The following is a 20,656-nucleotide window of genomic DNA, read 5'->3' on the forward strand; positions in this document are numbered from 1 at the left end:
TAACGCGGATTTCAGGCGGCTTCGGCGAGAAGCGCGCGATAGAGCTCGGCTTCGGTCAAGCCTTCGGCGCGGTGTTCTTCCGCCACGCGCCCCTTGCGCATCATCAGTACGCGGTCGCAGTTCTGCAGCAGCTCGGGCAGGTCGTCGCTCACGAGCAGGATGCCGATGCCGCGCTGCGAGAGACTCTGCATGATGCGATAGATGATGTCCTTCGACCCCACGTCCACACCCACGGTCGGCCCGTGGAGAATCAGCACGTGCGGGTCGATGGCGAGCCAGCGGCCGATCAGCACGCGCTGCTGGTTGCCGCCCGAAAGCGACTGCACGGCCTTGTCCACGTTCGGCGTGGCGATCTGCAGCTCTTTCACCGTGTCTTCGGCCATCGCGCGGGCGCGCGAGCGGTCGATCTGGCCGAAGCGGTCGCGCAGGCTCGCGATCATCGCCGTAATCACGTTGTCGCGTATCGACTTGTCGAGAAAAAGCCCTTCGTTCAGGCGGTCTTCGGGTACATAGCCGATGCGCTCGCGCTTTGCGTCGCCGGGCGTGGCAAGCGTGACCGGCCGGCCTTCCAGCACGACGCTGCCGGTATCCGCCGGCGCGACGCCGGCCAGCGCCCGCGCGAGTTCGTTGCGGCCCGAGTCGAGCAGGCCCGTGATGCCGAGGATCTCGCCGCGGCGCAGCGAGAACGATACGTCGCGAAACTGGCCCGTACGCCCGAGGCCGCGCACGTCGAGCAGCACGTCGCCCGAGGGCGCGTCCACGCGATAGCGTTCGACCGACAAATGGCGCCCCGTCATCAATTCGCTCAACTGCGCCTTGGTGTAGTCGGTGATCGGCCCTTGCGTGACCTTCTGGCCATCGCGCAGCACGATCACTTCGCCGCCGATGGCGTAACACTCGTCGAGCTTGTGGCTCACGAACAGCACCGTCACGCCGTGCGAGCGCAGTTGCCCGAGCACCGCAATCAGGTTCGTCACTTCCTTTTGCGTGAGCGACGTGGTGGGTTCGTCCATGATCACGAACTTCGCCTCGCTCGCAATGGCGCGCGCAATGGCCACGAGCTGACGCGTGGCGAGCGGCAGCTGCTCGATCAGCGTGGCCTGAAAGTCCGCGTCGCCGGGCAGCCCCACGGCCCCCAGCGCGCGTGCCGCCGTGCGCGCCAGTTCCTGCCGGTCGAACGTGCGCGCGAGGCGTCCGCCGTGCTCGGCAAGCTCCGTGGTAAGACCCACGTTCTCGGCCACGCTCAGGTTGGGCAACAGCGAAAGGTCCTGATACACGGTCTCGATGCCGGCCGCGAGCGATTCGAGCGGCGAGAGCCGCGCATGCCGCACGCCGTCGATCACGAGTTCGCCTTCGTCCGGCGGTTGCGCACCGGAGATGATCTTGATGAGCGTGCTCTTGCCGCAGCCATTCTCGCCGAGCAGGTGATAGATCTGCCCGCGCTCGAACGTGAGCGTCACGCCGCGCAGCGCGTGCACGCCGGTAAAGCGCTTGTGCACGCCGAGCACCTGCAATAGCGGTTCCGAAGCCATATTCCGACTCACTATCCTGACTTGCTACTGTGAGATGACCGCAGGGCGCGCGCGGGCGTTGCCGCGCGCGCCCTGCCCTCTCCGATCAGAAGTTGTACTGCTTGTAGTTCGACTTGTCGACGCTCACCCAGCCCTGGCCGCGCACGATGATGCCCTTGCCCGGACCCTTCGTGACCGTGACCTTCTCGTAGCCCGGCAAGCCGAGATTCGCGCCGTTCTCGACGGTCTTGCCCTGGATCAGCATGAGCGCGATCTTGTTCATCGCCATGCCCGCGAGCTTGGGATCCCAGAACGCAATGCCGTTGATCGCGCCGCTTTCGAGGTACTTGCCCGCTTCCGTCGGCAGGCCCGTGCCATAGACGCAGATCTTGCCCTGCAGGCCGGCTTCTTCGACGGCGCGGCCAATGCCGATCACGTCGAGCGACGAAGAGCCCTGGAAGCCCTTGAGGTCCGGATGCTTGCGCAGCACTTCCTTGGCGACTTCGTAGGCGCGCTCGCCGTCGTTGTTGGTTTCCAGATTGGTCTCGACCAGCTGCATCTTCGGATACTTCGCTTTCGCGTTGTCGATGCCGCCGTCGGCCCACTGCACCTGCGAGCGGCTGCCGAGCGAGCCCACCAGCGTCGCCCACTTGCCCTCGTTGTGCATGCAACCGGCCAGACGGTCGTTGAGCGCCGCGCCATAGGCGCTGTTGTCGAACGCCTCGACGTCGACCATCGTGTTCTTCTCGTTGTCGGCCTCGTGCGTGACCACCTTGATGCCGCGATCCATCGCCTTCTTCAGCGCCGGCTCCAGCGTGGGCGGGTCATAGGGCACGACGGCAATCGCGTTCACCTTCTTCGCGATCAGGTCGTCGATGATCTTCAGTTGCTGCGCGGCGTCCGCGCGGCCCGGACCGGTCTGGTAGACCGTCACGCCGGGGTTGTCCTTGCCGAATTCCTTGACGCCTTCTTCCATCCGGTTGAACCAGCTGATGCCGGTCACTTTCACCACGGTGACGATGGTGACGTTGTCCGCCGCGTGCGCCGCCACGGCGAGGCCTGCTGCAAGCGCGCAGGCGGTGAGCGCTACGCTGAGTCGTTTGAACTTCATTTCGCATGTCTCCTTTGTTGTTCGCTGTCGCCCCGGAAATAAAGGCGGCGGACCTCCGAGGCTCGAGGCCCACCGGCTGACTGGCCCCGCCCGCTCAGCCGGGCGGGCGCGGATTGCCGGCAGGCTGCGCCGCCGCAAGACCGAAGATCGAACGCACCCGCTCGCCGCCCGCGAAGGCGAGCGACAGCAGAAGCAGGAAGCCCCAGGCGCAGTCGCCGAAGAACTGCGAAACGCCCATCAGATTGAAGAGGCTCGACAGGAACTGCAGCACCGTGGCCGCGAAAAACACGCAGATGATGCGCCCATAACCGCCCGCCGGATTCACGCCGCCCATCACCGCGATGAGAATCGCGATCAACAGGTACGAGTTGCCGTAGTCCCACTTCGCGGAAAGCGTGTGCGACACGCTCACGAGCCCCGCGAGCGAGGCGAGCACGCCGCACATCGCATAGGTGACGATCAGCATGCGCGCGCGCGGAATGCCCGCATAGAACGCCGCGCGCTGATTGGTGCCCATCAGATAAAGACGCAGACCGAACGGCGTGCGCCGGAGCAGCCAGCCCAGCAGCACGACTACGACCACGAAGAGGATGAACGAGATGGGCACCTGGAAGAACGTGCCGTTGCTGATATCGGCCAGCGGCTCGACGTAATCCACGTGCACCGAGGCACCGTTGGAAAGCGCCACGGCAAAACCCGTGAACAGGAGCTGCGTGCCGAGCGTGCACAGAATCGGCGTGAGCCGCAGCCGCGCGATCACGATGCCGTTGAAGAGCCCGCCGATCAGGCCCATGCCCACCACGATCGCGCAGAAGAGCGTGGTGTAGAGCACCGGCGAATCGTCGCCGCTCACGAACTTCGGCACCACGAGCGCTGCGATCATGCCCGAGAGATTCGCGAGCCCGACGCCCGAAAGGTCGATGCCGCCATTGCCCGAAAGCATGGAGAGCATGATGCCGAGCGCGAGCAGCGCGACTTCGGGCAGTTGCGAGCCCATCGACTGCAGATTGTCGATGCCGACGAACAGGCCATGCGAGAGCCAGATCGCCACCAGCACGACAAGCAGGTTCACGGCCAGCAGGAAGTTCAGTTGCCGGTCGCCAAACCATCGTGCGAGAACAGAAGCCTTCATGATGCGTCGTCCTTTGCAGTGACCATGGCGCGCCTCAGTGCGCCGGAGCCGGCGCGCGCGAGAGCACCGCTTCGACTTCCTCGCGCGTGGGCATGGACGGCGCCGTGCCTGGCCGCGTCACGGAAATGCCCGCCAGCGCGCAGCCGAAGCGCGTGGCCGCGAGCGCGTCGTCGCCGCGTGCGAGGGCCGCAGCGAAGCCGCCCGTGAAGCCATCGCCGGCCCCGGCCGTTTCCACCACCGCGCCGCACTGGAAGGCCGGCAGCAGGACCGAGGTCTCGCGCGTATGCAGCAGCGCGCCCGCTTCGCCGAGCGTCACGATCACGGCGCCCGCCCCCTTGGCGAGCAACACGTCCGCGGCGCGGCGCGCGTCGTCGGCGTTGCGGATCTCCACGCCGGTCAGCGCGGTCGCTTCGGTCTCGTTCGGCGTCACGTAGTCGCACAGCGGATAGATGTCGTCGGGCAGCGGCATGGCGGGCGCGGGATTGAACACCGTCTTTACGCCGTGGCGGCGCGCGAGTTCCAGACCGCGCCGCGCCGCTTCGAGCGGCTGCTCGAGTTGCGTGACGAACACCTGCGAGGCGGCGATATCGGTTTCGATGGCGTCCGCGTCGGCGCTCGCCATCGTGCCGGCCGCCCCCGAGGCGACGATGATCGCGTTCATGCCGGTGGTGTCGTCGACGAAGATGTGCGCCGCGCCGGTGGCGAGGCCGTCCACGGCCTGGGTGCGTGCCGTGATGCCTTCCGCCGCCCACGTGGCCCGCGCGATCTCGCCGAAGGCGTCGTTGCCTACACGGGTGCAGAACACCACTTGCGCGCCCGCGCGCGCCGCGGCGACCGCCTGATTCGAGCCCTTGCCGCCCGGCCCCATCGCAAACGCCGTCCCCGCGATCGTTTCGCCGATCAGCGGCATACGGCTCGCGCGAAAGGCGAGATCGGTCACATAAATGCCGAGAATGACGACGCGCCCGCTCATTGGCCCGGCTCCTGCAAGCGCGGCGCGTCGGGGGCGAGCAGCACGCCTTTGGTGAAGATGAAACAGCCGTAGCCGCGAGCCTCGCCGGAAGCAATCACGCAGTAGGCCTTGTGCGCGCGGGCATAAAACGCGTGGCGCTCGATGGGCGCGAACGGCACGGGACGGCCTTCTGCGGTATTCACTTCGGTCTGGGCCTCGCGTTGCACGGCGGGGATCGTGGCGGGCTCGCCGACCACCTCCATGCGCATGGCGGGCGCTTCGACGAAGGTGTCGAGCGGCAGCACCGAGAGAATGGCGCGCACGGCTCGCGGGGCATCGGCGCCGTCGATGCGCAGCAGCTTGCCGAGCACCGTGGCGCGCGCAACGGAGTCGGCGGGAAAATTCGCGTCGCAAACGACGAGTTCGTCGCCATGGCCCATTGCCCGCAGGGCGTGGAGCACGTCGGCGTTCAGAAGCGGGTCCAGATTTTTCAGCATGTTGTTTGTCTCCTGTCGATCCGGAGTTGGCACTTCAGCGCTCACCCCGGTCCCATGCAAATCCTCTTTAAACGTGGCGGCTTTTCTTTCCGAAGCCGCTCAATCGCCGTACGGTATCCAGATGTTCTTCACCTGCACCGCCTGCCGCAGAAACGGCAACCCCGTGCTCGCGCGGTCGTGCCAGTCGATCTGCCGGCCGTAATCCACGAAGGTCCGTTTCAGGTTGCCCACCGACTCGCGTTCCACGAGCGTCGAATCGGCGGCCTGCCCGAAGCACCAGAGCGCATCCACGTCGTCGTGCTTCGCGAGCGCCGGCAGCAGGGCCGCGCGTTCGCCCGTCAGGATATTGAGCGCGCCGGCCGGCACGTCCGACGTTTCGACTACCTGATAAAAATCGGTCGCCGTAAGCGGCGCAGCCTCGCTCGCAAGCACGACCACGCGATTGCCCATCGCGAGCGCCGGTGCGACCAGCGAAACGAACGCGAGCAGCGGCGCCTCGTCGGGGCAGGCAATGCCCATCACGCCGAGCGCTTCGTGCATCGCGAGCGCCACGCCGCGCAGCGGGGGCGTATGCACGGCGCCGTCGAACTTGTCGGCCCAGGCCGCGTAGTAGAAGAGCCGCTCGATGGACGCCTCCACTTCGCGCGCGGCCGAACGGACGTCGTAGCCCGCGCGACGCGTGAGCTGGTGCGCGAACTCACCGGCACGCGCGCTCAGGTTTTCCGCGAGGTAATAGAGCACCTGGGCGCGTGCGTGCGTGCTCATCTGCGTCCACTTGCCGGCGCCGCGTGCAGCGGCTACGGCGTCGCGCACGTCCTTGCGGCTGCCGGCGCCCACCTCCCCCACCCAGTCGCCGTTCGGCGCATGGACGGCCAGCGAGTAGCCGCTATCGGGACGAACCTGCTTGCCGCCGATAAAGAGCTTGGCCGTGCGGTCGAGCCGCTCGGCTGCGGCGAAGCCCTCGCGCCCGCCTTGCGACAGCGAGCGCGGCGCGCGCTGCGGCAGCTTGCTCCAGCCCGCGGGCTTCAGATATTCGAATGCTCCTTCGCGCCCGCCCTCGCGTCCGAAACCCGATTCGCGATAGCCGCCAAAACCGACGCTCGCGTCGAAGAGGTTCGTCGCATTGATCCATACCACGCCGCAAGCCAGACGCGGCGCGATATCCAGCGCGCGGCCGATGGTCTCGCTCCACACGCTTGCGGCAAGCCCATAACGCGAATTGTTGGCGAGCGCGACGGCCTCCTCGGGCGTGCGAAAACTCATGGCGGCGAGCACGGGCCCGAAAATCTCCTCCTGCGCGAGCGTCGAAGCCGGTCCGACACCGGTCACGAGCGTGGGCGGATAGAAGCAGCCGTGCGCGGGCAGCGCGACTCCTTCGGGCTGCCAAACGTCGCAGCCTTCGCGCCGTCCCGCCTCGACGAGCGATTCGATGCGCTCGAGCTGCACCGGATCGACGATCGCGCCCATGTCGATGCCCTTGTCGAGCGACGTACCCACGCGCAGCGTTGCCATTCTGCGCTTGAGCTTCGCGAGAAAGCGCGCTTCCACGCCCTCCTGCACGAGCAGGCGCGAGCCGGCGCAGCAGACCTGCCCCTGGTTGAACCAGATCGCGTCCACGACGCCCTCCACGGCGCCGTCCAGGTCCGCATCGTCGAACACGATGAAGGGCGACTTGCCGCCCAGTTCGAGCGTGAGCGACTTGCCCGATCCCGCAGTGGCGGTGCGGATATGGCGGCCCACCTCGGTCGATCCGGTGAAGGCGATCTTGTCCACGTCCGGTTGCTCGACGAGCGCGGCGCCCGTGCGGCCATCGCCCGTCACCACGTTGAGCACGCCCTTGGGCAGACCGGCGCGGTGCGCCAGTTCGGCGAAGAGCAATGCCGTGAGCGGCGTGTATTCGGCAGGCTTGAGCACCACGCAGTTGCCGAGCGCGATCGCCGGCGCCACCTTCCACGCAAGCATCAGCAGCGGGAAATTCCATGGCACGATCTGGCCGATCACGCCCAGCGGCGACCAGCCGCTCAATTCGGTGTCCTGAAGTTGCGCCCAGCCGGCATGGTGCAGGAAGTGGCGTGCCACGAGCGGCACGTCGATGTCGCGCGTCTCGCGGATCGGCTTGCCGTTGTCGAGCGCTTCGAGCACTGCAAAAAGGCGGCTATGGCGCTGGACCATGCGCGAGAGCGCATACAGATGCCGCGCGCGGCCCGCGCCGCCCAGCGCCTGCCATTCGGGCTGCGCCGCACGTGCCGCGGCCACGGCCGCCGTCACGTCGGCGGCGTCGCCCTGCGCCACGAAGGCCAGCGGCTCGCCGGTTGCCGGTGCGCGCACTTCGAAGCGCTCGCCGGCAGCCGGCTCGCGCCACGCGCCGTCCATGAAGTGCCCAAACGCGCCGTCGTGCTGCGCCAGCCAGGCGCGCACAGGCTGATCGTCCTCGGGGGCGGGACCGTAATCCATCGATCGAAAATACTCGGCTACGCTCATCGGTGTTGTCTGTTCAGGCTACGGGGTGGCGGTTAAAGGCGGAGTAGCGTCCGCTCACGTGGTGTTCGAGCTGGCGCTCGATATCGGCAAGCAGGCTCGATGCGCCGAAGCGGAAAAGATCCGGTTCGAGCCACGGCCGCCCAAGCTCTTCCTTCATGAGGATCTGATACGCAAGCGCCGTCTTCGCGTTCGACACGCCGCCGGCAGGCTTGAAGCCCACCAGCGCGCCGGTGCGCTCGCGGTAGTCGCGGATCATGCGCACCATCACCAGCGAAACGTCGAGCGTGGCGTTGGTGCCTTCCTTGCCGGTGGACGTCTTGATGAAGTCGGCGCCGGCCATCATGCACACCATCGAAGCCTTCGCGACGTTCGACAGCACGCGAATGTCGCCCGTGGCGAGAATCGCCTTCAGGTGAGCTTCGCCGCAGGCCGCGCGGAAATCGCGCACTTCGTCGTAAAGCGCGCGCCAGTTGCCGGTGAGCACATGCTCGCGCGTGACCACGATGTCGATCTCCTTCGCGCCGTCCGCCACCGATGCCTCGATCTCCCGCAGCTTCAGCTCGTGCGGGTTGAGGCCCGCGGGAAAACCCGTGGAAACGGCGGCGACGGGAATGCCGCTGCCCGCGAGCGCGTCCACGGCAGCGGCCACGAAACGGTGGTAGACGCAGACGGCACCCGTGGTGATCGCCGGGGTGTTCGCACCGGGCGCCATGCCGAGTGCCTCGAGCAGGTCGGCGCGCACGGGGTGGCGCGCCTTCATGCACAGGCGCCGCACACGGCCTTCGGTGTCGTCGCCGTTGAGCGTCGTGAGGTCGATGCAGGTGACGGCCTTCAGGAGCCACGCGGCCTGCGCGTCCTTCTTGACCGCGCGGCGCGTGCCGAGCGTGGCGGTGCGCCGCTCCACAGCGGAATGGTTGACGCGCAAGGCGTCGATCCAGGCAGCGTCGAACGGCACGCCGGCATTGCGCGCCGGGTGAGCAGCGTGCGTCGGACTGCGCAGCACGACGAGCGGGTTGGTTGAAGCTTCTGACATAGGCGGGAAGGCGAATTTGTGCAATGCACATCAAACCGTGCTGGTTTATTCGCAACCATCCTATACCGATGAAATGATCGTGACAACTATCGTTACAATCATATCGTTACCGAGGCGATCCCTCTCCCTCCAGCCTCCGTCGATCCCCGCCCATCGCGCGACAGCCCCATCCCGCCGCACTCATTGATCCGTTCATCGACTGGCTGACCCGGTTTCATGCGCCGCCGCTCTCGGGAATTGCAGAAGCCGATATCGACTTGATGTCGCTGTCGATGACACACAACGCAAATTCTGAAAAACAGAATTCCAGTCAGTTTGTGCAGTGCACCGTTCGAACCCCTGGCTATATTTCACGTCGCCGACGATTTGCCTACGGCATAGATGAACGAATCGCGCCATTCGGGCACCGGTGCAATTAATCAATAATCCTCATTAATTTTCAAAAAACACCACACACTCTAAAGGAGGAGCACCCGTCTCATGAAAAAATATCTAATCGCCGCTCTGGCTCTCGGTCCGATCGCAGGTATCGCTCATGCCGACGATGGCGACAGCGTCACGCTGTACGGCATCCTGGACGTTGCGGTCGGCGTGGTCGAGCACAGCGCCAACGCAAGCCCCCTTTTCCCTGCAACGGTCAATCCCGTCAGCAAGGTGAGCACGAAATTCCAGAGTCCCGTCTGGGGCATGTTCAACGGCGGCATTTCGGATTCGCGCTGGGGCATTCGCGGCAACGAGAATCTGGGCGGCGGCATGAGCGCGTTCTTCGATCTCGAATCCGGCATCAACGTGCCTTCGGGCAATCTCAACAACGCGGCAGGCTCGATTGCGGGCTCGAACAATACGGTGGGCGCCGCCTCGGCGCTCAACGGGCAGTTGTTCAACCGCGGCGCTTACGTCGGCATCAAGCAGGACGAGTACGGCGCGCTCTCGTTCGGCCGCAGCACTACACTCGGCTTCGACACCATCGTCAACTACGACCCCATATTCGCGGCCCAGCTGTTCTCGCCGCTCGGCTTTTCGGGCTCGTATTCGGCAGGCGGCATTACCGAAGGCTCGCGCACGGACAACAACGTCAAGTACACGAACCATATCGGGCCCGTGAACTTCGGCATTTCGTACAGCTTCGGCGGCGTGGCCGGCAAGTTCGGCGACGGCTCGACCTTCGGCGCGAACCTCGGTTACGAGGCCAACGGCTTCGGCATCCAGGCGACGTATTACGAAGCACGCGACGCCGTTCACTCGGGCGCACTCACGGGAGCAAACGCGGTGGGCGGCGCGGGCATCGGCGCGAACGTGGGCACGCTCACGCTCAACGACGACGAAGACTTCATGATTGCCGCGAAGTACGCGTACGGCCCGTTCACGGTCAAGGGCGGCTACGAGCACTATGAACTCAAGGCCCCGAGCGACCCGGTGGCCGCGGGCGCGACGGTGAACTATTTCGGCTTCACGGGCAGCCTGACCAACACGGTCTTTACCTCGAAGAACAACCTGTACTTCTTCGGCGGCGACTACAAGATCACGCCGGTATTCGACGTGGCGCTCGGCTTCTACGACACGCAGACGATGCAATCGACGGGCGTGGCGGGCGGCAACCAGCTCCAGTACTCGGTGCTCGCCGACTACCACCTGAGCAAGCGCACCGACGTCTACGCCGGCTATATGTTCTCGAAGTTCAACGGCGCGGCGTTCAACGGCTTCCAGTCGACGAACTATATCGCGGCGGGCGGCATGCGCACGCTGTTCTAAAAGGCGTCACGGCAACGTGATAAGGGCGGCAAAAAAACAACGGCCTGCGCGGCGGATCGCTTGCAGGCCCCTCCAGCCGGGACCTGGACGGTGCTTCGTTTTCTGAAAGTCTATCTTTCCGTTTTTCGAAATTGTCTGGACGGGCCCTTACGCATAATCGCCGCTGAATTCGGCTCGCCCACGTGGCAGACCGCAATTTCATGAAAGCTCTCACTGACAACCGCAACCTGACTATAAAGATCCGTCAATGAAAAAAATTGCTCTCGCCGCCGCTGCGCTGGCGTCTCTCGCAGCCTCCGCCGCCCATGCACAAAGCAGCGTCACGCTCTACGGCTCGCTCGATACGGCAGTCGCCTACTTCAGCAACGTCGCGAGCAAAAACGGCTCGGGCCACACCTGGGGCCTCTCGTCGGGCAACGTGTCGCCGAACCTCTGGGGCCTGAAGGGCACGGAAGACCTCGGCAGCGGCCTCTCGGCGATCTTCAAGATCGAAAGCGGCTTCAACATCGATAACGGCACGCTGGGCCAGGGCGGCCGCATCTTCGGCCGTCAGGCTTATGTGGGCCTGAACTCGAACACGGGCGGCACGGTCACGCTGGGCCGCCAGTACGATCCGCTGATCGACCTGATCCAGCCGCTCACGAACGACGACACGTTCGGCTCCGTGTTCGCCACGCCGGGCGACATGGACAACTACGACAACAGCTACCGCACCAACAACTCGATCAAGTACATGAGCCCGAACTTCGCGGGCCTGCAGATCGGTGCGATGTACGCGTTCGGCGGCCAGGCAGGCAGCACGGGCGCCGGCCAGACGATCGCCGTCGCGGCTGCGTACAACCACGGCCCGCTCGGCCTCGGCGCCGGCTACTTCCGCGCCAACAGCGACAACGGCACGGTGGCTTCGTTCGACGGCCTCGACCCGAACAACGTGAACGTGGATTCGGCCGCGATCACGGGCGGTTTCGTGAACGCCAACTCGCTGCAGATCATCCGCGCAGCGGGCGACTACGTGTTCGGCCCGGTCACGGTCGGTCTCTCGTACAGCAATGTCGAATACGCGAACTACCAGAGCTTCTCGGGTAGCAACAGCGACACGAAGTTCAACAACGGCCAGGTGTACCTGAACTACCAGATCACGCCGGCCGCGGTCGTGGGCGTGGGCTACAACTACACCAAGGGCCACGGCAACAACGTGGACGCGAGCTACAACCAGGTCAGCCTGGGCGGCGATTACTTCCTGTCCAAGCGTACCGACATCTATGGGATCGCGGGCTACCAGAAGGCTTCGGGCAACACGATCGGCGTGAACGGCGCCCTCGTGCAGGCCAACGCTTCGATGGCCGACTTCGGCAACGATTCGACCAGCGACCGCCAGACCATGGTCATGCTCGGTATCCGTCACCGCTTCTGATCGCCGCCTTCGATCCCTTGATCGACTGAGCGCCGCACACGGCGAATGTCCTGCTTCACGGCGCGGACATTCGCCGTTTTTTCATTCTGGCAAGACATGTTCCGCACTTTATGAAACGCGGTTCATCCAGAATAGACTCTCCACGCTGCATTCGCCGCCCGTTTTCGCCTTCCGCCCGCTTTTTCCCCGCCCTGCAGGCCATTGCGCCGAAATCCATCTGCAAGTCATGGCAGGCAGATCGTCGGTTACTAAATTAGTTTTCATCTTGAGTCGGCGGGAACTTAAAACACTGACATCGACCCGGCACCGATAATTCTTTCCAGTTTAAGGACTGCGAGGAATGACAGATGCACAAGCCGATGTCGGTCGAACTGATCAACCAATACGGTGAGCACGCGGTCTGCGTGAATGTGGACGGCAACGCTGCGCTGCTCGAGGCGGCGGACGTGGACGGGCTGATCGAAGAACTCTCGAAGCTGCGCGCGCAGATGCGCCCGGCCGTGCCGGACCAGCTCTCGCGCTCGCATCAGTACGTGATCGAAGTCGATCCGAGCTGGTACACCGAACGCAACCCCATGTTCGACGGCGCCGTCGTATTCCTGCGCCATACGGGGCTCGGCTGGGCCGGATTCGCGATTCCCACCGAAAGCATGCAGCGGCTCAAGGCCGCGATCGCGGCGCACGAAGTCGCCGCTGAGCGCGAAGCACACGCCTTGCCGAACTAACCCGCAACCCAAACCGAGGCACCACGCCGCGAGCGTGACCGAAGCGACGCATAGACGTTGCGGGTAGCGCTCATCCTGGCCATCCAGGCAACAAGGCATCAACCACCACGACGGACTCGCCCATGAACCAGCTCCAAGCCATGCGCGTCTTTACGCGCGTTGTCGACCTGAGCAGCTTTAGCCTTGCCGGCAAGCAACTCGGCATGTCCGCGGCGGCAGTCACGCGCAGCGTCGGCATGCTCGAAGCGCATCTGAACATGCGCCTTCTGAACCGCTCCACACGCAGTCTTTCGCTGACCGAAGCGGGGCGCCTCTATCTGGACGGCTGCCGCGCCGTGATCGAAAAGCTCGATCAGGTCGAGTCGGAACTCGTGCGCGCCACGCGCGACCCGAGCGGCGTATTGCGCGTCGCCGCCCCCGCCGTGTTCGCGAACTCGGGGCTCGCGGGACTGCTCGGCGCGTATCGCGCCTCGAATCCGCGCGTGGACTTCGACATCACCGCCTACGACACGCATATCGACATGATCGAAGGCGGCTACGACGTGTGCTTCGCCACCGACCGCCACACGGTCAACGCTTCGCTCGTGAGCCGCAAGCTCACTTCGGTGAAGGAGATCACGGTCGCTTCGCCCTCCTATCTGTCTCGCCGCGGCGCACCGCGCACGCCGGCCGACCTCGCGCAGCACGATCTGCTCGCCGTTTCCGATTCGCCGCGCACGTGGGAATTCTCGAACGCGGAAGGCGTGCAGCGCGTGAACGTGAACGGCCCGCTCACGGCGAACGGCTATGCCATGGTGCGCACGGCCGCGCTCGCCGACATGGGCATCGCATTGCTGCCGCTGCCCATCGTCGCCGACGACATCGCCCGCGGCACCCTCCTGCCCGTGCTCAACCCGTTCGACGTGAACGGCGGCGTGCAGCACATCTCCATCGTCTACTCGGGCCGCAATTATCTGACCATGAAAGTACGCAGCTTCATCGACTTCGCCGTGGAGCAGTTTCGTGCGAGCGTCACGCATAGCGCCCCGGTGACGCTGCGTGCGGTCGCCTGATGTCCCCGTTTTACCCTGTTCTCCCGTCACGAAACCTGGATGGCCATGCCCAGAATACTGACCATTGAAGACGACGCCGCGACCGAGCAAAGCGTCGTCCCCACGCTCGCCTCCACCGGTTTCACTGTCGATGTCGCCCGCTCCGGGCGCGAAGGCATTGCCATGGTGATGGCCGGCGACTACGACGTGGTCGCGCTCGAACGCCGCCTGCCCGATCTCGACGGGCTCACCATCGTCACCACCATGCGCGGCGTGGGGATCGAAACGCCCGTGCTCGTGATGAGCTCCACGACCGGCGTGGAAGAACGCATCCAGGGCCTGCGTGCCGGATGCGACGACTATCTCACGCGGCCGTTCTCCATCGACGAAATGTCCGCGCGGCTCGAAGCGCTCGTGCGCCGCCGCACGCGGCCCGCTTCGACGGAAACCGTGCTGCGCGTCGGGCCGCTCGAACTCGACCTCGTCAAGCGCAGGCTCACCTGCCGCGACAAGGTCCTGCGGCTACGCCCCACCGAATTGCGCGTGCTCGAATTCATGATGCGCCACGCGGGCCAGGTCCTCACGCGCACGATGATCTTCGAAGGCGTCTGGGGCGGCCGCTTCGATCCCGGCACCAATCTCGTGGACGTCCATGTCGGGCGCCTGCGCAACCGCGTGGATACGCCGGGCGAACCCTCGCTCATCCGCACCATACGCGGCTCCGGCTACCTGCTCGGCTAAAAGCGCCGCGGCTTCCGCTCGACAATTTTCCCCACAGAGATCAGTAGTCCTTTTTAAACGAAACGATACGCCAACTAAAACTTGTTTCATTAAATTGGCTGCCGGACGTTACACCGCGCCGCACAAAATACCGGCGTCGGTCCTCCCAAAAGCTTGAAGGGAAGACCGGCGCCGATGTTCTGAACGGAGCCCCTTGATGTTGAAAATCGTCCGGCTTGCGTTGAACCGTCCGTACACGTTCATCGTACTGGCCTTGCTGATCCTGCTAGCCGGCCCGCTCGCCGCGTTACGCACACCTACCGACATCTTTCCCGATATCCGCATTCCGGTCATCAGCGTGGTCTGGAACTACGCGGGCCTGCAGCCCGACGACATGGCGGGACGGATCGTCAGCTACTACGAGCGCACGCTCGGCACCACCGTCAACGACGTGGCGCATATCGAGTCGCAATCGTTCCGCGGTTATGGCGTGGTGAAGATCTTCTTCCAGCCCAACGTCGATATCCGCACCGCGACGGCCCAGGTGACCTCGGTTTCGCAGACCGTGCTCAAGCAGATGCCGCCCGGCACGACGCCGCCGCAGATCCTGAACTACAACGCCTCCACGGTGCCGGTCCTGCAGCTCGCGCTCACGAGCAGCACGCTCGACGAGCAGAAGCTGGCCGACTACGCCACCAACTTCATCCGGCCACAGCTGCTTTCGGTGCCCGGCGTCGCCATCCCCACGCCGTATGGCGGCAAGGTGCGCGAGGTGCAGATCGATCTGGATCCGCAGGCGCTGCAGGCGAAAAAGCTCTCCGCCCAGGACGTGGCGAATGCACTCGCGCAGCAGAACCAGATCATTCCGGCCGGCACGCAGAAGATCGGGAGCATCGAGTACAACATCCGCCTGAACAACAGCCCGCTCACCATCGCGCAGCTCAACGCGCTGCCGATCAAGACCGTGGACGGCGCCGTGATCTACATGCGCGACGTCGCACACGTGCGCGACGGCTATCCGCCGCAAACGAATATCGTGCGCGTGGACGGCCACCGCGCCGTGCTCATGAGCATCATGAAGAACGGTTCGGCATCCACGCTCGACATCATCGCGGGCGTGAAGAGCAAGCTGCCGCGCATCGAAGCGTCCCTGCCGCCGGGCCTCAAGCTCGTCGCGCTCTCCGATCAGTCGGTGTTCGTGAAGGGCGCCGTGAGCGGCGTGGCGCGCGAAGGCATCATCGCGGCCGCGCTCACCTCGGCCATGATCCTGCTGTTCCTCGGCAGCTGGCGCTCCACGCTCATCATCGCCGCCTCCATTCCGCTTGCCGTGCTCGCCGCGATCGCGGGCCTCGCCGCCTGCGGCGAAACGCTCAACGTGATGACGCTGGGCGGCCTCGCGCTCGCCGTGGGCATACTCGTGGACGACGCAACGGTCACCATCGAGAACATCAACTGGCACCTGGAACAGGGCAAGGACGTCCGCAGCGCGATCATGGACGGCGCGGCGCAGATCGTCATGCCCGCGCTCGTCTCGCTGCTCTGTATCTGCATTGTGTTCGTGCCGATGCTGCTGCTCAACGGCATCGCCCGCTTCCTGTTCGTGCCGATGGCCGAAGCCGTGATCTTCGCGATGGTCGCGTCCTTCGTGCTCTCGCGCACCTTCGTGCCGATGATGGCGAGCTACCTGCTCAAGCCGCACGCGTCGCAAGGCCATGCGTCGGGCGAACTGGCCGCCGTCATGGCGCCGCACGGCGCACATGCGCGCCTCCCTGTCTCGCGCAATCCGCTCGTACGCTTTCAGCGTGCGTTCGAGCGGCGCTTCGAGCGCATCCGGGCCGGCTACCGCGTGATCCTCGGTGCGGCACTCACGAACCGCAAGCGCTTCATCACCGGCTTTCTGCTGATCGTCGCGCTCTCGTTCGGCCTCACGCCGTTCCTCGGCCGCAACTTCTTCCCAAGCGTGGATTCGGGCGAGATCGAAATTCACGTGCGCGCGCCGCTCGGCACGCGCGTGGAAGATACCGCCGACCTGTTCGATCACATCGAGGCCACGGTGCGCCAGGCAATTCCGCCCGACCAGCTCGCCAATGTGATCGACAACATCGGCCTGCCCAATAGCGGTATCAATCTCACGTACAACAACAGCGGCACGATCGGGCCGCAGGACGGCGACATCCTGATCTCGCTCGCCAAATCGCACGCGCCCACGGCCCAGTACGTGCGCGAGTTGCGCACGCAACTACCGCGTCTCTTTCCGGGCACGACGTTCTCGTTCCTGCCCGCGGATATCGTGAGCCAGATCCTGAACTTCGGTGCGCCCGCACCGATCGACGTGCAGGTGAGCGGTCCGAACCAGCAGGCCAATGAACAGTACGCGAACGAACTGCTGCGCCGCATGCGCACGATTCCCGGCATTGCCGATACGCGCATCCAGCAGGCCTCCACCTATCCGCAGTTCACGGTGGCGGTGGACCGCTCGCGCGCCGACGAACTCGGCATCACCGAACAGGACGTGACCAATTCGGTGGTCGCGAGCCTCTCCGGCACGAGTCAGGTCTCGCCCACGTTCTGGCTGAATCCGAAGAATGGTGTGTCCTATCCGATCGTCGCGCAAACGCCGCAGTACCGCATGACTTCGCTCTCCGATCTGGAGAACCTGCCGGTAACGGGCAAGGACGGCGACTCGCAGATCCTCGGCGGTCTTGCAACCATCCAGCGCGGCGTGAGCGCGGCCGTGGTTTCGCACTACAACATCGAGCCGCTCTTCGACATCTACGCCACCACACAAGGCGCCGATCTCGGCGCGGTGTCCTCGCAGATCGACAAGGTGATCAAAGCCACGGCGAAAGATGTGCCCAAGGGCTCGGTCGTGACGATGCGCGGCCAGGTGCAGACCATGAACAGCGCGTTCACGGGCCTGCTCCTCGGCCTCGCGGGCGCCGTGCTGCTGATCTATCTGCTCATCGTCGTGAACTTCCACTCGTGGAGCGACGCATTCGTGATCGTCACCGCGCTGCCGGCCGCGCTAGCAGGCATCGTGTGGATGCTGTTCGCCACGCACACGCCGCTCTCGGTGCCTGCGCTCACCGGGGCGATTCTCTGCATGGGCGTGGCGACGGCGAACTCCATTCTGGTGGTCTCGTTTGCACGCGAACGGCTCGCCGCCACCGGCGACGCCCTGCGCGCCGCGCTCGAAGCGGGCTTCACGCGCTTTCGCCCGGTGCTGATGACAGCGCTCGCCATGATCATCGGCATGGCGCCGATGGCGCTCGGCATGGGCGACGGCGGCGAACAGAACGCGCCGCTCGGCCGCGCCGTGATCGGCGGCCTCATCTGCGCGACCTGCGCCACGCTGCTGTTCGTGCCCGTGGTGTTCAGCCTCGTCCATCGCAGCCAACGCGGCAACCCCAGCGACGACCCGCGCGGCGACCGCCCGCATCGCGATCCGCACGACGATCCGGCCACCGCCACCGCCCAACTCGAACAACCTGTCCTCGAAACGGGAGAAGCCCATGTCTAACGAAGTCGAGATCGCCTCGCCGCAGCCGCTGCGCCACCTGAAATCCGTCGCAGCAGCGGCGCTCCTGATCGCCGCGGGCGTCGTGTCGGGCGGCATTTTCAGCCGCGTGCATGCGCACCAGGAACTGACCACCTGGACCGAAGCCACCGCCATTCCGACCGTCGCGACAGTACAGCCGCAGCCGAGTCCCGCGTCGCAGCCGCTCGTGCTGCCGGGGCGCCTCGCCGCCTATATCAACGCACCGATCTATGCGCGCGTCTCGGGCTACCTGCACGCCTGGTACGCCGATATCGGCACGCAGGTGAAGGCCGGGCAACTGCTCGCCGTGATCGACACGCCGGACCTCGACCAGCAATTGCAGCAGGCAAAGGCCGATCTGCAAAACTCCATCGCCACCGAAAAACTCGCTGCCGTCACGGCGAAGCGCTGGACCGAGATGCTCAAGCAGGAATCGGTTTCGCAGCAGGACGCCGACGAAAAAACCTCCGACCTGCTCGCGAAACAGGCCACGGTCGACGCAAACGAGGCCAACGTGCGCCGGCTCGAAGCGCTCGAATCGTTCAAGCGCATCACTGCGCCGTTCGACGGTGTCGTCACCGCGCGCAAGACCGACGTGGGACAGTTGATCGACGCAGGCAGCGGCAGCGGGCCGGAGCTCTTCACGGTCTCGGATGCGAAGCAACTGCGCGTGTACGTGAGCGTGCCGCAAAGCGACGCCGCGGCCATCCAGCCCGGCATGAAGGCCACGCTCTCGGTGCCGGAGCGGCCCGGCGAGAAGTTCGACGCCACGCTCGTGGATACCGACCATTCGATCACGCCGGCCTCGGGCACGCTGCTCGTGCAGCTCGCCGTGGACAACAAGCAAGGCCAGCTTTTCCCCGGCGAATACACCGAGGTGCATCTCTCGATGCCGGGCAACCCGGCCGCGCTGTCCGTGCCGGCCAGCACGCTGATCTTCCGCGCGCACGGCACACAGGTCGCCGTGGTGGACAGGAACGATCGCGTGCAGCTGCGCGACGTGACCATCGGCACCGACTACGGCACGCGCGTGGAGATCGCCTCGGGGCTGCACGCGGGCGAACGCGTGATCGACAATCCGCCCGATTCGCTCGCGAACGACGATGTCGTGCGGCTCGCGCAAGTCTCGGTGGACGGCACGCCGCTCGCCCGCAACGCGGAGCCCACTCATGGCTAAGGTAGTACGCATTCCCGGCAGCCTGCGCGCCCTTGCGCTCGCGATGGCAGCGCTGCTTTCGGCGTGCTCGTTCGCGCCGGTCTATCACGTGCCCGCCACCGCCATCCCCACGCAGTTCAAGGAAGCCGGCAACTGGCAGACGGCAGAACCCGCCGATCACCTGCCGCGCAACGGCTGGTGGCGCGTGTTCGGCGATGCCCAGCTCGACCAGCTCGAACCGCAGGTGGCGAAGGCGAATCCCAACATCGCCGCCGCGCTCGCGCGTCACGACGAAGCCGATGCGCTCGTGGCACAGGCGCGTTCCGCGCTGCTGCCCACGGTGGGCGCAGGCGTGGACGTGGAGCGCGACCGGCAGTCGGCGCTGCGTCCGCTGCGCGGCTCGGATCAACCGAACGTGTACGGTTCGAACACGCTCGACGTGGGCATCGGCTACGACCTCGACCTGTGGGGCAAGGTGCGCAACGAAGTGCGCGCGGGCCAGGCGTCGAGCGAGGCAAGCGAAGCGGACCTTGCCTCGCTGCAACTGAGCCTGCAGGCGAAGCTCGCCACCACCTGGTTCGATCTGATCGGACTCGACCAGCAGTCGAAGCTGCTCGACGACACCATCGCCGCCTATCAGCGCGCACTGCAATTGACCGAGAGTCGCTATCACGGCGGCATCGCTTCGCCGCTCGATGTCTCGCGCGCGCAAACGCAGCTCGCCTCCGCGCAGGCGAAGGCCGACGACGTGCAGGCGCGCCGCGCGCTCTACGAGCACGCGATCGCCACGCTCGTCGGCGTGCCGGCGTCCGAGTTCAGCGTGCCGCCGGATACGGCCAGCCCGCATCTGCCGAACCTGCCCGCGGGCCTGCCCTCTGCGCTGCTCGAGCGGCGTCCCGACATCGCGGCCGCCGAGCGGCGCGTGGCCGCCGCGAACGCCGAGATCGGCGTGGCAAAAGCCGCATTCTTCCCCGATCTCTCGCTGGGCCTCGACGCGGGCTTCCAGAGCGACACGTTCTCGCCCTGGATCGCCGCGCCCAACGAAATGTGGTCGATCGGCCCGAGCCTGATGGCAACGCTCTTTGACGGCGGCAAACGCGCGGCGCTCGTGCGCGGCGCGCGCGCCAAACTCGACGAGAACGGCGCAGAGTACAAGGCGACCGTGCTGAACGCGTTCCAGCAGGTAGAGGACAATCTCGCGCTCCTGCATCACCTGGGCGACGAAGCCCAGCGCGAAGACGAAGCGCTCACGGCGGCGCAGCGCACGCTCACGCTTTCGATGTCGCGCTACCGTGACGGCGTGGTGAGCTATCTCGACGTCGTGACCGCGCAGACCACGGAGCTGACCACGCAGATCGATTCGCTCGAACTCGATACGCGCCGGCTCGATGCCACCGTGGGCCTCATCCAAGCGATTGGCGGCGGCTGGAGCACGAAGGCGCTGGAGGTGCCCAGGGCGACTTCGTAGGCCCGCCTCGCACCCGGCAACGCCACCTTCCGCACCCCCGAGCCCCGCCTGCAAGCGGGGCTTTTTTTAACCGACTTCTCGCTGTCACATAAACATTTCTTCACGCGCCTGCTTCCGGTTCGATAGGGCTACCAA

The 20,656-nt window shown here is 65.5% G+C and carries 15 protein-coding genes; 8 read left to right on the top strand and 7 right to left on the bottom strand.

The window, feature by feature from the left end:
- Positions 1-11: 11 nt before the first annotated feature.
- From U5760_RS28805 to deoC, 7 genes are all read right to left on the bottom strand, one after another.
- Positions 12-1,532, bottom strand: a complete 1,521-nt coding sequence (locus U5760_RS28805) for a sugar ABC transporter ATP-binding protein (RefSeq protein WP_322015717.1) — start codon at positions 1,530-1,532, stop codon at positions 12-14.
- Between the two features lie 85 nt (positions 1,533-1,617).
- Complete coding sequence (locus U5760_RS28810) at positions 1,618-2,622, bottom strand: autoinducer 2 ABC transporter substrate-binding protein (protein ID WP_322015718.1); 1,005 nt, start codon at positions 2,620-2,622, stop codon at positions 1,618-1,620.
- A gap of 94 nt (positions 2,623-2,716) precedes the next feature.
- Positions 2,717-3,754 carry an ABC transporter permease gene (locus U5760_RS28815; protein WP_322015719.1) on the bottom strand — a complete coding sequence of 346 codons (1,038 nt, stop codon included), beginning with the start codon at positions 3,752-3,754 and terminating at the stop codon, positions 2,717-2,719.
- Between the two features lie 34 nt (positions 3,755-3,788).
- Entirely contained in the window at positions 3,789-4,727 is a 939-nt protein-coding gene (rbsK, locus tag U5760_RS28820) for a ribokinase (protein ID WP_322015720.1), read from the bottom strand.
- Positions 4,724-5,203, bottom strand: coding sequence for an RbsD/FucU family protein (locus tag U5760_RS28825; protein ID WP_322015721.1), 480 nt, complete (start codon positions 5,201-5,203; stop codon positions 4,724-4,726). The genes rbsK and U5760_RS28825 overlap by 4 nt, the downstream gene beginning before the upstream one ends.
- Before the next feature lie 99 nt (positions 5,204-5,302).
- Entirely contained in the window at positions 5,303-7,684 is a 2,382-nt protein-coding gene (locus U5760_RS28830; RefSeq protein WP_322015722.1) for an aldehyde dehydrogenase family protein, read from the bottom strand.
- 13 nt (positions 7,685-7,697) lie between these two features.
- Positions 7,698-8,717 (bottom strand): deoxyribose-phosphate aldolase, encoded by a 1,020-nt coding sequence (deoC, locus tag U5760_RS28835; RefSeq protein ID WP_322015723.1) that lies wholly within the window; start codon positions 8,715-8,717, stop codon positions 7,698-7,700.
- 480 nt (positions 8,718-9,197) lie between these two features.
- Here deoC and U5760_RS28840 point away from each other — a divergent pair, with 480 nt between their 5' ends.
- The 8 genes from U5760_RS28840 to U5760_RS28875 all read left to right on the top strand — a co-directional run bounded on the left by U5760_RS28840 (position 9,198) and on the right by U5760_RS28875 (position 20,521).
- Positions 9,198-10,469 carry a porin gene (locus U5760_RS28840; RefSeq protein WP_322015724.1) on the top strand — a complete coding sequence of 424 codons (1,272 nt, stop codon included), beginning with the start codon at positions 9,198-9,200 and terminating at the stop codon, positions 10,467-10,469.
- Between the two features lie 247 nt (positions 10,470-10,716).
- Positions 10,717-11,883 (top strand): porin, encoded by a 1,167-nt coding sequence (locus U5760_RS28845; protein ID WP_322015725.1) that lies wholly within the window; start codon positions 10,717-10,719, stop codon positions 11,881-11,883.
- A 347-nt stretch (positions 11,884-12,230) separates the two neighbouring features.
- Positions 12,231-12,608: a hypothetical protein gene (locus U5760_RS28850; protein WP_322015726.1), complete on the top strand. Its 378-nt coding sequence runs from the start codon at positions 12,231-12,233 to the stop codon at positions 12,606-12,608.
- Positions 12,609-12,730: 122 nt separating this feature from the next.
- Positions 12,731-13,660 carry a LysR family transcriptional regulator gene (locus tag U5760_RS28855; protein WP_322015727.1) on the top strand — a complete coding sequence of 310 codons (930 nt, stop codon included), beginning with the start codon at positions 12,731-12,733 and terminating at the stop codon, positions 13,658-13,660.
- A 45-nt stretch (positions 13,661-13,705) separates the two neighbouring features.
- Positions 13,706-14,380 carry a response regulator transcription factor gene (locus U5760_RS28860; protein WP_322015728.1) on the top strand — a complete coding sequence of 225 codons (675 nt, stop codon included), beginning with the start codon at positions 13,706-13,708 and terminating at the stop codon, positions 14,378-14,380.
- A 196-nt stretch (positions 14,381-14,576) separates the two neighbouring features.
- Entirely contained in the window at positions 14,577-17,879 is a 3,303-nt protein-coding gene (locus U5760_RS28865; RefSeq protein WP_322015729.1) for an efflux RND transporter permease subunit, read from the top strand.
- Complete coding sequence (locus U5760_RS28870; protein ID WP_322015730.1) at positions 17,872-19,074, top strand: efflux RND transporter periplasmic adaptor subunit; 1,203 nt, start codon at positions 17,872-17,874, stop codon at positions 19,072-19,074. Before U5760_RS28865 ends, U5760_RS28870 begins: the two co-directional genes overlap by 8 nt.
- Positions 19,067-20,521 carry an efflux transporter outer membrane subunit gene (locus tag U5760_RS28875; RefSeq protein ID WP_322015731.1) on the top strand — a complete coding sequence of 485 codons (1,455 nt, stop codon included), beginning with the start codon at positions 19,067-19,069 and terminating at the stop codon, positions 20,519-20,521. The genes U5760_RS28870 and U5760_RS28875 overlap by 8 nt, the downstream gene beginning before the upstream one ends.
- Positions 20,522-20,656: the final 135 nt, after the last annotated feature.

The organism is Paraburkholderia sp. J12 (genome assembly GCF_905220215.1).
Lineage (GTDB): Bacteria > Pseudomonadota > Gammaproteobacteria > Burkholderiales > Burkholderiaceae > Paraburkholderia.

What these genes read in the sequence shown, in the direction of transcription:
- U5760_RS28825 (WP_322015721.1), bottom strand. Translation starts at nt 5,203, where the DNA reads ATGCTGAAAAATCTGGACCCGCTTCTGAACGCCGACGTGCTCCACGCC.
- U5760_RS28845 (WP_322015725.1), top strand. Translation starts at nt 10,717, where the DNA reads ATGAAAAAAATTGCTCTCGCCGCCGCTGCGCTGGCGTCTCTCGCAGCC.
- U5760_RS28840 (WP_322015724.1), top strand. Translation starts at nt 9,198, where the DNA reads ATGAAAAAATATCTAATCGCCGCTCTGGCTCTCGGTCCGATCGCAGGT.
- U5760_RS28850 (WP_322015726.1), top strand. Translation starts at nt 12,231, where the DNA reads ATGCACAAGCCGATGTCGGTCGAACTGATCAACCAATACGGTGAGCAC.
- U5760_RS28860 (WP_322015728.1), top strand. Translation starts at nt 13,706, where the DNA reads ATGCCCAGAATACTGACCATTGAAGACGACGCCGCGACCGAGCAAAGC.
- U5760_RS28830 (WP_322015722.1), bottom strand. Translation starts at nt 7,684, where the DNA reads ATGAGCGTAGCCGAGTATTTTCGATCGATGGATTACGGTCCCGCCCCC.
- U5760_RS28805 (WP_322015717.1), bottom strand. Translation starts at nt 1,532, where the DNA reads ATGGCTTCGGAACCGCTATTGCAGGTGCTCGGCGTGCACAAGCGCTTT.
- U5760_RS28865 (WP_322015729.1), top strand. Translation starts at nt 14,577, where the DNA reads ATGTTGAAAATCGTCCGGCTTGCGTTGAACCGTCCGTACACGTTCATC.
- U5760_RS28810 (WP_322015718.1), bottom strand. Translation starts at nt 2,622, where the DNA reads ATGAAGTTCAAACGACTCAGCGTAGCGCTCACCGCCTGCGCGCTTGCA.
- deoC (WP_322015723.1), bottom strand. Translation starts at nt 8,717, where the DNA reads ATGTCAGAAGCTTCAACCAACCCGCTCGTCGTGCTGCGCAGTCCGACG.
- U5760_RS28870 (WP_322015730.1), top strand. Translation starts at nt 17,872, where the DNA reads ATGTCTAACGAAGTCGAGATCGCCTCGCCGCAGCCGCTGCGCCACCTG.
- rbsK (WP_322015720.1), bottom strand. Translation starts at nt 4,727, where the DNA reads ATGAGCGGGCGCGTCGTCATTCTCGGCATTTATGTGACCGATCTCGCC.
- U5760_RS28875 (WP_322015731.1), top strand. Translation starts at nt 19,067, where the DNA reads ATGGCTAAGGTAGTACGCATTCCCGGCAGCCTGCGCGCCCTTGCGCTC.
- U5760_RS28855 (WP_322015727.1), top strand. Translation starts at nt 12,731, where the DNA reads ATGAACCAGCTCCAAGCCATGCGCGTCTTTACGCGCGTTGTCGACCTG.
- U5760_RS28815 (WP_322015719.1), bottom strand. Translation starts at nt 3,754, where the DNA reads ATGAAGGCTTCTGTTCTCGCACGATGGTTTGGCGACCGGCAACTGAAC.